Raw genomic sequence first — 13,330 nt, forward strand, 5'->3', positions numbered from 1 at the left:
ACATCCGGATCTCACCCGGAGATGTCGTCTTCACCCGCCACGACTGCGACTCCTCGGTCAAACGGTTCAAGGTCGCCCGCAGCGTAACAGGTGTCGCCGTGACAGCCCAGTCCGGGCAGTGCGGAGCAGGTAGGTGTCGCGATTTCGTCGCCATGTGTGTGTCGACATGTTTCGAACGGTGTCCGGATCCACCACGGTCACACCTGTCGTCCGTTGACGGCCCCCCTGGGCCATGCCAGCATCGTCACCAGTTGAACGGGTTACGGCGTCACGGTCGCCGCGCTGGTCCGGATCGCTCACTCGAGCTCACTCGCCCGACCCCGGAGAAATCCCGACCCCAGAGGAAACCCGGCCAAAGAGGAAAGAGGGACGGACAGTTGTCCATACGTACACCGGGAAGCAGATCCCGGCACAGACCGGGCCCCTGGCCGACGGGCGTGGTGGCGCAGGCCTTATGTGTGGCCCTGCTCGCCTCACTCGTCACGCTGCTGGCGCCCACGTCGGCGCAGGCGCTCGAGGATCTCGACGAGCGGGCCATCACGTACAACATGCAGGGCGGCGGCGTCGAACGCTGGCAGAACGTCAGGAACCTCATCAAGGACGCCGACGTCGTGGCCCTGCAGGAGGTCACGACCCCACCCGGGGGCTTCGAGGGGGCACAAGAGCTCAGCACCAACGTCGACGACACGGCGACGACCCCGACAGGACGCCCCAGCCTGAAGTACCGGCTCTCCGCGAAGCGATGGGGAAGACCCGGGCGCGGCAGCCAGGACGGGGTGCTGCTCTATCTGAAGATCCTGGACAGGACCGCCTGGGGCCCCGACGACAGCACCGCCCCCGACGACCCGGAGGAAGCCGACCCCGACCAGCCGGATCCGGCCGACCCCGGCGATCCGCAGCAGCCGAAGCCGAAGGAGACCAACACCCAGAAGTCCATGGCGATCTGGTTGCGTGAAGCCCCCGCGAACATCGCCGACCTCGCGGACAGGGTGAAGGTCTTCTCCGCCCAGGATCCCAACAACAAGTGGATCAGGACCCGCCCCGCGTTCGGTGTGGAGGTCGACGGCACCTGGTACTTCGACATCCACTCCGCGTCGATCCGCTCCGAGGACAGGCCCAACCCCCACACCGTCGCCCTGATCGACACGATCTCCCGGACGATGGCCGGCAAGCGCTGGCGGGCCCTCGGCGACTTCAACAGCGCCGCGGCCCCCACACGCGCCCGACTCCCCAACACGTTCTACGCGACGGCGGACGGCACCCCGGGCGGCACACCCGTCAAGACGCAGGCCAAGGGCTACGCGCTGGACTACATGATCGCAAGCGACCAGCTCAGGAACCTGGTCGTGTCCTGGACCAAACGGAACGGCAACTCCGACCACTGGCCCGTGCGGTTCGCGAAGCGGAACGGCCCCGAGTGCGGCGACAACTGGCTCGACAAGACGAACTACAACGCCGACGACACCCGGCGGGCCGCGCGTGCGGCCGACGACGCGTGCGGCCCGCCGACCGCCGTCGTCTCCATGGGGGACAGCTACATCTCCGGTGAGGGCGGACGCTGGGCCGGCAACGCCGCCGCCTCCGCGGTCGGCTCCGCGTGGGGCACCGACCGCGCCGCGGTGAACTGCAACGGCGAGGAGAGCGTCTGCGACCACGACCCGGCCAAGGTCTACGGCGACACGTCGTACGCCAAGGGCGGCAGCGCGTGCGACCGCTCCGACTCCGCCGAGATCAGGGGCGTGGAGGTCGACGGCGCACCCCTGGAGCGCCGGTTCAACATCGCCTGCTCCGGCGCGACCACGGAGAACGTCACCACGACCGGTTTCAAGGGGCAGCGGCCGCAGGTCGACGACCTGCGCGACATCGCGCGGAACAACGACGTACGCCTGGTGGTGCTGTCGGTCGGCGGCAACGACCTGAAGTTCACGGACATCCTCCAGGACTGCGTCAAGGCGTACTTCTACCCGTCCCTGTTCAACAAGGGCTGCCGCGGTGCCAAGGAGAAGGAGTTCACCGACGGCCTCGGCCCGGCACGGGACAAGGTCGTGAAGTCCATCGAGGCGATCCGCACGGTGCTGCGCGAGGCGGGCCAGGACGACGGCTCGTACCAGATCGTGCTGCAGTCCTACCCCAACCCGCTGCCGCTCGGCCGTGACTACCGCGACCCGGAGAACGCGCCCGTCCCGCCCGCCAACTACAGCCGGTATCTGAGCGGCGGTTGCCCGTTCCTGGACGCGGACAGCGACTGGGCGCACACCTCGGTGGTGCCCCGGATCAGCGCCGTGCTGCGCGGCGCCGCGAACGAGGCCGGGGTGTCCTTCCTGGACCTGCAGAACGCGTTCGCAGGACACGAACTGTGCAGCAGGACGACGCGGCAGGCCGACTCGGGCCACACGCTGTCCTCCCCGCTTCCGGCGGAGCGGGCGGAGTGGGTGCGATGGGTGCCGTACCTCGTCGAGGGCCTGAAGGACCTTCCGTGGCAGGCCCAGGGGAACCAGCAGGAGGCCGTGCACCCGAACCACTACGGTCAACTGGCCCTGTCCGCCTGCCTGACGAAGATCGTGGAGCAGCTCGGCGAGCATCCGGTGAGCTCGTCCTGCACGGGCAAGGCGTCCGTGCCGCCCGATGCAGTCGACGGAGGCATCGACAACGGCACGGTCCTGAGCAGGAGCAACCGCCGCGCGCCCGTGGCCGGACTGCCGGACTGGAGCCGGGCCGGATACCGCGCCGGTGAGGTGCTGCCCGGTGCCGCCGCCCGCACCGCCGACCCCGCCTGTCACATCACCCCGTCCGCGCTCGAGCAGAAGTTCAAGGTGAAGCCCGACGACGGGCAGGACGACACGGCGGGGCTGCAGAGCGCCATCGACCGGATACGTGACTCCTGCACACCCGGCGCCGCGCCCAACAGACTGTCGGTGATCGAACTGCCCAAGGGGGTGCTCGACGTCAGCAAGCAGATCTCCGTGGACGCCTCCTACCTGGTCGTCCGGGGCCAGGGCGCGGATCCGGCGAACGGCTCGCGGATCGTCTTCCGTCCCGACGAGAACACCCGCTACGACACCTTGACCGAGAAGGGCGAACGCTGGAACCAGGGGGCGATGACCCACAAGTGTGAGTTCACGACGGGCAACAACGTCGGTTCGGGCGGCTGGATCTGGCCGGGGCGCGGACTGTTCCGGGTCCAGACCCGGGAGGTCGCCGAGAAGTACCTCAGGATCTGCGGCTATCCGTCCAAGATCCCGGAGAACCGGCGTGACCTCTTCGAGGGCTCCGTGAACCAGCACTGGGAGTCGGGTGTCGCCGTGGCCGGGTCCAAGGCCGACGCCCAGTACGCCGCACGCCAGGGCGACCGGGTCATCCAGCTGAACGCCGAGGCCAAGATGGACGCCTTCAAGCCGGGCGGCGACCTGTGGGTGGGCGCGGCGAACAGCTTGAAGTTCTACCAGTCCCAGGAGGTCGCGGGGGCCGCGGCGGACGACGGCAGGCTGGAGAACCTGCACATGCGCCAGCAGGTGTTCACCATTGCCTCCGTGGACGCCGCCGACCACACCGTCACGATCGACAAGCCGCTGGAGTTCGACGTGCCGGTCGACTCCACGTCGGACGGCTCCCCGCCGCTGGGAGTGGGCGGCAAGCCGTACGCCAGCAAGGTCACCCCACTGAAGACGATCACCGACGTGGGCTTCGAGGACTTCTCGTTCACCCAGGACCTCAACGGCCTGCCCAAGCTCCAGGGAGGCACGTACAGGCTCAGCCCGGCCCAAGCGGTCCACAACTACGGCAACATGGCGCCCGAGTACGCCATGCACGGCATCGTCTTCAAGTGGGCCACCGACTCCTGGGTGCGCGGCGTCCGCGCCGACATGGCCGGCTCGCATCCGGTCGTCACCGAGGTGGCCAGGAACATCCAGATCGAGCACAACGTCTTCGACGGCTCCTGGAACAAGGGCAAGGGCGGCAACGGATACCTGCGCGGATCCCGCGTCTGGGACTCCCTGTACGCCTTCAACACCAGCCGGAACCTCCGGCACTTCACCTTCCAGTGGTCGGCCTCCGGCAATGTCGCCATCGGCAACGACTTCGACTCCGACCTGAACCTGCACGGCGGCTGGGAGCGCCGCAACCTCTTCGAGAACAACACCGTGCGCGTGCCCTACAACCACTCGTCCGGAGAGTGCGACTCCAACTGCGGCGGTGAAGGCGGGGCGGGCGACAAGGGCACCTGGTGGCCCATCTACTGGGCCGCGGGAAGCAAGGGCATCGGCTGGTCCGGTTCGACCGGACCGCAGAACGTCTTCTTCCACAACACTTTGACGAAACAGACGACGTCAGGAGGTCCTTTCGAGCCCTACCGGCCCTATGCCGACACCTCTCGTGTCTTCCAGTTCGGCGCGGCCGCCGCGGACGCGCAAGCCTTCCAGCACCTGAGGACCGGGGCAGGCCCGATCCAGGACTGGGCGGACAACGAACGCAACGACTACACCAAGGGCGACGGCGTCAACGCCTCAAGGACCGACGCCGGCAGTTCGCTGTTCCTGCGCGACTACCGTTCCTGAGGCACGGCCCCGGCCAACCGCGTCCGTGCCCGGTGAACCACGGTTCGCCGGGCACGGACGTCCCCGCGCATCGGTGCGCGCGCTCACGCGGGCGGTGCCCCCGGGCCCTCCAGCAACTCCCGGAGAAAGCGGTCCCAGTTGAGGCCTTCCGTCTCCGCCTCGGCGGGGGCGACCCGGTAGGTGGCCTCCAACCATGGCGCGAGTCGCGCCGTGGGCAGCTCGAACAGGGCCTCCAGCCGCGGCGATTCGATCAGCAGCCAGGACGCGGGCCGTCCGCCGGGCAGCGTGGGCCACATGCGCACCTCACCGAGGCCGCTCATCGATGTCAGGCCGCGGTGCAGGAGTTCGCGGCCGATGGCCCACGAGAGAGCCGGTGCTCCCTCCGCCAGGAAATCGACGGTGATCACCGCGGGCGTGGCCGGGTCGAAGCGGAACTCCGCCCGCATGGGCTGCCGGGTGAACTCGTCGAGCATCAGGTCGAGTCCGACCAGCAGCGAGGACCCTTCCTCGGACTCGGAACGCGCCCTCAGGGGCGGCTGATCGCGGTGCATGGCTGAGTTCCCCTTCGTGATACGTGTGAACACGTATGTATTGGCCGACTTGTTGCTGGTGTGTGTTTCGTGGACATGTTTGCCTGGGGGCAGAACGGCCGCCGCGTCCATCTGTGCGGCTCCGACCGTCCCTCTCCCTTCGACGAGTGAAGAGACATGATGATCAATCGACGTTCCGTACTGCGCACCAGTGGCGCCGCGGCAGTCGGCGCGCTCGGCGCGGAAGCCCTGTCGGCCACCGCCACCGCCGCGGAGCCCGCGCGGGTCGCCCCCTCCGCCCCTCCCACCGGGAACGGCGACCCGACCGGGGGAGTCACACGCACCCTTCTCCAGGAGCACCCCTCGCCCGCCGAGGGATGGGAAGCCGTGCAGACGCTGGTGGAGATCCCACGGCACAAGGAATCCGGCCGGCACAGCCACCCGGGCATCGAAGTCGGCTACATCGTCCGCGGCGACGTCCTGATGGAGTTCGACGACAGACCACCCCTGCGCCTGCGCACGGGAGACCCGTTCTTCATCCCTCACGGTGCCATCCACAACGCCCGCAACGTCGGCAAGGTGACGACGATGATGCTGTCCACGTACGTCGTCGATGAGACGAAGCCCCTCGTGACCACGTACTAGAGCCCGCTCGCCCCACCGGAGCCCCGCCCGCCCGGCAGCGTTGTCGAGATCAGTCGGACAGCGCTGCCGGGCCGTCGAGAAGCTCAGCGGTGGCAACGTCCCAGTCGCTCGGGGAGAGTTCATGACCTGCGGGGACGAGCTCGTAGGTGTGCTCGAGCCACTGCGCCAGCTCGGGTGTCGGCACTTCGAACAGCGCCGCCATGTCACCGGAGGCGAGCTGAAGCCACGCCGTCGTCCGGTCCCGCCGGTCCGACGGCCAGACCTGGATGTCGCTGAGGCCGCTCCTCGAGCGCAGTCCCTGCCGGATCAGGTCTCGCCCGATACGCCACAGAACACGTGGACCGCCTTCGACGGCGAACTCGGCGCACACGACCAGAGGTGATCTCGGATCGAACCTGAACTCGGCCCTGATCGCCTGACGGGCGTCGACGCCGAGGACGCGCTCGATGTCCAGGGTCAGCCGAGAACGACCGTGCCGTGCCGTCCGGCCGGCCGGTAGATCGGGTGGGAAGCCGCTCATGACGCGTGGACCCTTCGCAGTGACGGAAGCGGGCCCGCACCACTTTCGTCGCCTGAGGGGTGTCGTACGTAGGTAAGTTGACGGTCGAATCCCCATGCCGTCACGGTGTCCGTCAGGCGGTCGGCCGCCGGTTTCGGTCGGCGACATTAAGTCATTCGACTGTCGCCCCCGGCCCGGACCTGATCGATCCTGAGGCAGGCGCCGCTGTGCCGACGCCGCAGGGTCGTCAGCTCGAAGGGGTCAGCGGTGGAACGTACTCCCGTCGTGTTCATCCACGGCGCATGGCTGCACGCGCTGTCCTGGGAGGCCTGGGCGGAGCGCTTCGCGAGCCGGGGTTTCCTCGCCTTCGCGCCCGGATGGCCCGGGGAGGCGGCTGCCGCCTGCGACATGCGCGAGTCGGCGGACGCGCTCACCGGCCTCGGCTTGGACATGCTCACCGAGCACTACGCGGGCATCGTGCGGTCCTTCGACAGCGCACCGGTGATCGTCGGCCACTCGGTGGGTGGGCTCATCGCCCAGCACCTCATCACCGCCGATGTCGGCCGCGCCGCGGTGGCCATCGCCCCCGCCCCCGTCAACGACGTCCCCCTGCCCGCACCCCCTTCCCGGTTGCCGTCGCTCACCCGGCACGGCCCCGGCCGGCACCTGGTGTCCCTGTCGCCGTCGCAGTTCCACCAGACCATCGGGAACACGCTCGCGGTGCAGGAGTCCCGACGCCTCTACGAGCGCTACGCGGTACCGGCGCCCTCGCGCCTGCTCGCCGACCTGCGACGGGGGAGTGCGGGCCGCGGCCCGTGCGCCACGGCGGACGTGGGAAACGCGGGACGCGGCCCGCTCCTGCTGATCTCGGGACAGGAGGACCGGCTCGTACCGGACTCGGCCACCCGCGCGGTGTACAAGCAGTACGGCGATTCCACGGCGGTGACCGACCTGAAACAGTTCGCCGACCGGGGCCACTCGCTCGTCATCGACCACGGGTGGCGCCTCGTCGCCGACTACGTGCTCGGCTGGCTGACCGAACGGGGTATCCGAGCCCACCCCGCAGAGCGCTGAAACCCCCGCCGCAGCTCACATGTCCGTGCCGTCGGACATCTTGCCCAGGGCGTCACGCAGCGCGGCCCGGGAGGTGATGCCGAGCTTGGGAAAGACGCGGTAGAGGTGGGAGCTGACGGTGCGCGGTGACAGGTGCATGCGTGCGCCGATCTCCTTGTTGGTCAGGCCGCCGGCGGCGAGATCCGCGATCCGGCGCTCCTGCCACGTCAGCGTCGCGAGGTGTGCCGGGGCGGTGCGCGGGGACATGCCCGCCGCACGCAGTTCGCCTCGGGCCCGCTCGACCCAGGCGGATGTGCCGAGCCGTTCGAAGCCTTCGACGGAGCGGGTGAGGGCGATGCGCGCGGCCTTGGGCCGCTGGGTGCGGCGCAGGTGATAGCCGTGGGCGAGGCGGATGCGGGCCATCTCGAAGGGGAAGGAGGCGGCGGCAGGGCTGGCTTCGGCGCGGCGGTACATGTCGTCGGCCTCGGCGGGATCGGTGGCGGTCATCGCGAGGGCGCCATGGGTGATGAGGGCGAGGCGAGGGGAGATGGCGGGGAGGCCGGCGTGGAGTGCGGCGAGGGCGTGGCGGCGAGCCTGCTCGGTGCGACCGGTGTGCAGGGCCGCTTCGACGAGGTCGAGGAGGCCGCGCGGTGCCTGGTGGGCATAGGGGGTGAAGGTGCCGGGGGGAGTGATGCCGATGGCGTGGAGGTACGCGGCTTCGTAGTCGTCGCCTTCGGTGAGGGCCGCGGTGGTGCCGATGGCGTCGGCGATCTGCGTGAGGAAGCCGACGCCGCGGGGGCGGGCCCAGGCGTCGACGCAGGCTTGGAGTTCTCGTGCGTGTGCGGTCCGGCCGCGCAGCGCGGCGAGCAGACCGAGATAGGCACGTGTGTGGTGGGCGAACAGTGCGTTGCGGTGCGACGTCGTCAGCTCCAGGCTGCGCCGTCCGGTCCGTTCCGCCTCGTCCCACTCACCGGCCGCCATCTGGTCGAGCATGATCAGGTGCAGATTGGTCATGGCCGACGCCACAGCCCCGGTCTCCACCTCGCGGTCGACGGTGCGTTGCAGTCGTGACCGGTGCGGGCCGAGGGCATCCACGTGGTACGCGGCGACGCACAGGCGGGTGACCTCCCACGGTTCGCTGACGCGGAGGTCGGCCAGGGCGCGCTCCACCCGTTCGTACACACCTGCGCCGCGACGCACCACGTCGCCCCAGGCGTCCTCGTAGATACGGGAGTTGGGGGGCACCAGGTCCCCCAGGGAGCCGAGCACCTCGTGCGTGCGTTCCCACGCGGCCGCGTCGCCGGCGTACTGGTTGATGGCCAGGAGCAGGTTGACCAACCGCGTGAGTACCTCGTCGGGTTCCCGTGGACCGCCGTCGCGGATGTTCTCGATGGCCGCCAGGACGTGGCGTTGCGTGAACCGTACGTCCCCGTCCTCGTACAGGGCGGCGTAGGCCGACGCGAGCACCGAGGCGGGGGACTGACTCCCTGCTGATGCGGTGTCGGCGCGGCCCAGCTGCTGCGCCCGGTCCAGCAGGCCCGCCTGACCGGCGATGAACGACGCGCTGCCCAGCCTGCGGGAGCGTGCCTCACGGCTTTCGCTCAGCTCTGCCGCTCGGGTCAGCCAGGACACCGCGGCCAACGAGCCGCCCCGCAGCGTTGCGGAGTCGGCGGCCGCCTCCAGCGCGGCCGCGACCTGTTCGTCGGGGTCGACCGTCGAAGCCGCCAGGTGGACGGCGCGTCGTTCCACGTCGGCGCCGTGCACGTCAGCGAGGACCGCGTGGGCCGCGCGCCGTTCGTTGGGGGTCGCCATCTGAACGACCGTCGAGCGCACCAGAGGGTGCCGGAAGACGAAGTCGCCACTGAGCGGATCCATGTCCAGCAGACCGCAGGCCGCCGCCGCGTCGGCGTCCCTCATCCGGTAGCGCGTGCCGCGGGTGGGTCCTGTCGTCACGCCCGCTCCGGCACCGTCCAGGGCACCGCGCAGCAGTTCCGCTCGCACGGCGCCGTCGAGTGCCTTGACCCGGGCGCCGTACACGTGTTGAAGGCGCAGGGGCAGGGGGAATCCCGGGTATCCGGGCCAGTCCCGCCGGTCGCCCGCAGCCTGGCCATGGCGCAGCACGTGGGGCGGCAGCTCCAGGAGAGCCAGCGGGTTCCCCCGGGCCTCGTCCAGGATCAGCCGACGGACCTGGGGATCCAGGCCAGGGTGTCGCCTGTCCAGGAGCTGTTCGGAAGCCTTCTCCGACAGTGTGGACACGGGCAGTTGGGCCAGCGCGGCCGTGTCGAAGCCGGAGGGCACGTCGGAGCGCAGGCCGACGACGAGCCTGACCGAGCTGCCGGTGAGCCGTCGCCCCACGAACCCGCACACCTCGGTGCTGGAGGCGTCGAACCACTGGCCGTCGTCGAGCACCAGGAGGAGGGGCTGCTGCGATGCCACGAGGGAGAGCAGGTCGAGGACGGCGATGCCGAGTGCCATGACGGAGGGAGGAGGGCCCTCGCTCCTGCCGAAGACGACGTCGAAGACCTCGCGGTGGCCGTCGTCCAGCCGGTCGATGTAGGGGAGCAGCGGATAGAGGAACTGGTGAAGGCCGGCGAACGGCAGCCCCGACTCGACCTCGACACCGACTGCCCTGATCACCCTGTGCCGCTCGGCCGAGGCGAGGTCGGCGACATGGTCCAGAAGGGCGCTCTTGCCCACACCCGCGTCGCCCAGCAGAACGAGAGACCGGCCCCCGGCGGCCGTCACGAAGTCGGACAGAACCTCCAGCTCGTGCTCGCGGCCGACCATCGTCCCGTCGATCGACTCCATCGTCCCCCACTTCCTCCTCCGCCAAATCAGCCCCGCCTCCGGCGGATCAGCCGCGCCTCCGCTGGATCAGTCCTGCTCGAACGCTGTGGTGGCCGCTCGAACGGCATGCGCCGGGCGCACTGGCGAGAGGCTATGCGGTCGTCGCCCGAGGCACGCATATGCCGAGCTGTGTTTAGCGGTAGATGACCAGATATCCCCAGGTTTTTCGGCACCTGGTATGGCCAAAAATGCTCGTGCCGGATTGGTCCGCTCTCAGCTGTCCCGGGCGCCAGGGCCGCCGCGCAGACGAGCGATGCCCAGGTCGAGGGCGGCCTCCAGGTGGGCGATGTGGCCTGTGGTCAGGAGGATCAGTACGCCGCCTTGGATGCCGGCCGAGAGGGCGGCGGCCTCACGGGTGGCATCCAGTTCGGGGGCGATCTCGCCGCCGTCCCGCAGGTGACGCAGCCCCGCGACGAGCTGCTGCTGCCACTGGCCGGAGCAGTTCGTCGGCCACGGTCCGCGCGGCGCCGGTGGCCGTGCCCAGCTGGGACAGGGCCGTGTGCAGAGGGCAATCGGTGCCCTGTTCGCGGTAGCGGGCGACGACCTTGTCGCGCCACTGGTACCAGGCCGCCCAGGTGGTGAGCGGCTTGCCGGTGGTGCGGCGCGACTCGATGTCCGCATGGGCCCGGGCCGCGTCCGAGAGGGCGCAGCGGCCGCCGACGCGCGGCGTGAGCCGGCCGTTCAGAACCAGGTCGAACACCTCGCCGGTGCGGTGCAGCAGGCTCTCGCGGGTGGCGACGTGGTGGTGCACCACGGGGTAGGTCAGCAGGATGCTGTTGGGCAGATCGGTGGGCCGCAGGGTCGGTACGCCCATGAAGGGGCCGTAATAGGCGTCCACCCCGTGCGGGCGCAGGGCCAGCTGGGAGGAGCGGAACGTCTCGGCGCCCGTCGTACACGACGTCGGCTCCCCGTCCCCCGGTCAGCTCCCTGATCCGCCCCTCGAAGCCAGGCCGATCACACGGCCGCCGTGTGCCCTGACCATCTGCGTGAGCAACTGGCCCACTCCGCCGGGCGCCGCGTGGACCACGGCGGTGTCGCCCGGGCCGATCGGATAGGTCTCGGTGCTCAGATGGCTGGCGGTCAGGCCCTGCGTCCTCACGGCGGCGGCCGTTTCGTCACCGACCCCGTCGGGCACTGGCCCATCCCCTCGGCGCCGAGGATCAAGGGGGCCGCCCAGCCCGGGCCGCCCTGCTCGCGGGCGCCGATGTCCATGTAGTCGACCCCGGCGGCGCCCAGCCGTACCAGCGCCTCACCGGGGCCGGGTGTCGGATCCGGCAGCCCGGTCCGCCGCATGGCCTCGGGACCGCCGTGTTCCTCGATACGTATCGCATGCATGGGTGCCACCTCTCCGCGTGAGCGGACGCGCCGTCGGGAATGGCAGCAACCTGGGCCGCCGAAAATGGACCAGCAAGTCCAAACCCGTTGCCGCGCAAGCGCGTTGATGGGACCCGTGGGTGGGGATCAGAGGTGGTCGGCGTCGACCACCGCCTGGGCGAAGACCGTCGGTGCTTCCTGCGGCAGGTTGTGTCCGACGTTCGCGATGGTGCGGTGCTCGTAGGGCCCGGTGAAGTGATCGCGGTAGGTCGAACCGTCGCCGGGCGGCGTGAAGGGGTCGAGGGCCGGGTCGAGGGTGACCGTGGGGACGCCGATGGAGGGCCTCGCGGCGAGCTGCTTCTCGTAGCGGTCGTAGCGGGGTTCACCCTCGACGAGACCGATGCGCCAGCGGTAGTTGAACAGGACGATGGAGGCGTAGTCCCGATTGCGGAAGGCCTGGGCGGTGCGTTCGAACGTGGCGTCGTCGAAGTTCCAGTTGGGCGAGACGAGGGTCCACACGTAGCGGCACAGGGCGATGCGGTCGTCCGGGTTCTCCATGGCCTTCTTGCCGCGCTCGGTGGCGAAGTACCACTGGTACCACCAGTTGTGCTCCACGGCCGCGGCGGCGGGCTCCCGTTGCGCCCTGACGTCGGTGATGAGGTAACCCCCGGTGGAGACGAGGGCTTTGACGCGTTCGGGCCACAGGGCGGCGATGATGCCGGCGGTGCGCGAGCCCCAGTCGAAGCCGGCGAGAACCGCCTTGTGGATCTTCAACGCGTCCATCAGGGCGATGACGTCGAGGGCGACGGCGGACTGCTCGGCACTGCGCGGCGTGCGACTGGACAGGAAACGGGTGCCGCCGTGTCCGCGCAGGTGGGGAACGATGACGCGGTAGCCGAGGCCGGCGAGGAGCGGTGCGACGTCGACATAGCTGTGGATGTCGTAGGGCCAGCCGTGCAGGCACAGGACGACGGGACCGTGGGCGGGTCCGATCTCGGCGTAACTGACGTTGAGGAGCCCCGCCTTGACGTGCTTCAGCTCGGGGAACTCGGTGTGGGTGCCGGGAGCGATGGCGGGCACGGCGGGGGCGGGGGCACCGCCCGGACGGGACGAGGCGGCCGCGGCGGACGCCTGGGGGTACGGGCCGGACAGCGAGACGGCCGCTGCGCCGGCGCCCAGCCCCACGGCCTTGCTGAAGACACGCCTGTTGATCATCTGGAACCCTCCGTCATACGTGTGCGGTGACCGGCCGCGAGATCCGGACCGGCGGCACATACTTTCGCCCACGGCGGCCCCGCGGACATCAGTCACATGACGGTGCCGCGTGCGGACGCCGCCGGGCGCTCCCTGCCCGGCATGACGACTTGGGGCCTCAAGGCCTCAGCCATACGACTGAGGCCGCCTCGTCACCCGAGGCGTCGCTACGCCGGGACCACGCGGTAACTCACCGCTGCCCAGGGAAGGTCGGACTGCGCGAGGGACCCGGTGACCCAAGAGGACGTGCCGGCGCAGCCGCCCGTGGGATACAGCTCTACGGACGCGGAGCCGGAGACGACCTGGACGGAGCGGGACGGCACCGTCAGGGCATGGCACGTGCCGACGTCGTCGAGGTCGACGTCCGACACCGTCCCCGCACCGTGGACGCCCGAGTAGAGGTACGCGCCCTCCCGCAACGGTGGCCAGTCGGCGGCGTTCGCCACCCCGGTACCGAGGCCGGTCACCACCACGGCCACGACGCCGGCAGCGGCGGCACAACGGAGCTTCGCCCTGTGGATGAACATGTAGTCGCCCTTTCGCAGGTGTGACGAGACCGGTGGAGGATCCTTGCATGTTCCACGGTGTGTGGGGGAGTGCGGAACCGGTCACGCACATGTGACCGGCCGATG

11 protein-coding genes are annotated in these 13,330 nt (G+C 70.0%); 3 read left to right on the plus strand and 8 right to left on the minus strand.

Features of this window, described 5'->3' with window-relative positions; genetic code table 11:
* The first annotated feature begins 377 nt into the window (after window positions 1–377).
* A complete protein-coding gene (locus ACZ4D5_RS34035; protein ID WP_467776333.1) occupies window positions 378–4,556 on the plus strand; it encodes a GDSL-type esterase/lipase family protein in 4,179 nt (1,392 codons plus the stop codon).
* Window positions 4,557–4,639: 83 nt separating this feature from the next.
* Here the strand turns inward: ACZ4D5_RS34035 and ACZ4D5_RS34040 are convergent, their stop codons facing one another.
* Window positions 4,640–5,107, minus strand: coding sequence for an SsgA family sporulation/cell division regulator (locus ACZ4D5_RS34040; RefSeq protein WP_467776334.1), 468 nt, complete (start codon window positions 5,105–5,107; stop codon window positions 4,640–4,642).
* Between the two features lie 159 nt (window positions 5,108–5,266).
* Here ACZ4D5_RS34040 and ACZ4D5_RS34045 point away from each other — a divergent pair, with 159 nt between their 5' ends.
* Window positions 5,267–5,731 (plus strand): cupin domain-containing protein, encoded by a 465-nt coding sequence (locus tag ACZ4D5_RS34045; protein WP_467776335.1) that lies wholly within the window; start codon window positions 5,267–5,269, stop codon window positions 5,729–5,731.
* A 49-nt stretch (window positions 5,732–5,780) separates the two neighbouring features.
* Here ACZ4D5_RS34045 and ACZ4D5_RS34050 read toward each other — a convergent pair whose 3' ends face one another.
* The gene (locus ACZ4D5_RS34050) at window positions 5,781–6,251 is read right to left on the minus strand and encodes an SsgA family sporulation/cell division regulator (protein WP_467776336.1); all 471 of its coding nucleotides are present in this window, start codon (window positions 6,249–6,251) and stop codon (window positions 5,781–5,783) included.
* Window positions 6,252–6,497: 246 nt separating this feature from the next.
* On the opposite strand from ACZ4D5_RS34050, the gene ACZ4D5_RS34055 reads away from it, so the two are divergent.
* The gene (locus tag ACZ4D5_RS34055) at window positions 6,498–7,304 is read left to right on the plus strand and encodes an alpha/beta hydrolase (protein ID WP_467776337.1); all 807 of its coding nucleotides are present in this window, start codon (window positions 6,498–6,500) and stop codon (window positions 7,302–7,304) included.
* 15 nt (window positions 7,305–7,319) lie between these two features.
* Here the strand turns inward: ACZ4D5_RS34055 and ACZ4D5_RS34060 are convergent, their stop codons facing one another.
* The 6 genes from ACZ4D5_RS34060 to ACZ4D5_RS34085 form a co-directional block, all read right to left on the minus strand.
* Entirely contained in the window at window positions 7,320–10,091 is a 2,772-nt protein-coding gene (locus ACZ4D5_RS34060) for a helix-turn-helix transcriptional regulator (RefSeq protein WP_467776338.1), read from the minus strand.
* Between the two features lie 388 nt (window positions 10,092–10,479).
* A complete protein-coding gene (locus ACZ4D5_RS34065; protein WP_467776339.1) occupies window positions 10,480–10,944 on the minus strand; it encodes a zinc-binding dehydrogenase in 465 nt (154 codons plus the stop codon).
* Between the two features lie 105 nt (window positions 10,945–11,049).
* Entirely contained in the window at window positions 11,050–11,229 is a 180-nt protein-coding gene (locus ACZ4D5_RS34070) for a hypothetical protein (protein ID WP_467776340.1), read from the minus strand.
* Window positions 11,226–11,465, minus strand: a complete 240-nt coding sequence (locus ACZ4D5_RS34075; RefSeq protein WP_467776341.1) for a hypothetical protein — start codon at window positions 11,463–11,465, stop codon at window positions 11,226–11,228. The genes ACZ4D5_RS34070 and ACZ4D5_RS34075 overlap by 4 nt, the downstream gene beginning before the upstream one ends.
* A gap of 126 nt (window positions 11,466–11,591) precedes the next feature.
* Window positions 11,592–12,659 carry an alpha/beta fold hydrolase gene (locus ACZ4D5_RS34080; protein ID WP_467776342.1) on the minus strand — a complete coding sequence of 356 codons (1,068 nt, stop codon included), beginning with the start codon at window positions 12,657–12,659 and terminating at the stop codon, window positions 11,592–11,594.
* A 206-nt stretch (window positions 12,660–12,865) separates the two neighbouring features.
* Window positions 12,866–13,225 carry a hypothetical protein gene (locus ACZ4D5_RS34085; RefSeq protein WP_467776343.1) on the minus strand — a complete coding sequence of 120 codons (360 nt, stop codon included), beginning with the start codon at window positions 13,223–13,225 and terminating at the stop codon, window positions 12,866–12,868.
* Between the last annotated feature and the right edge of the window lie 105 nt (window positions 13,226–13,330).

The sequence above is a fragment of the Streptomyces sp. NPDC025651 genome (assembly GCF_055558735.1).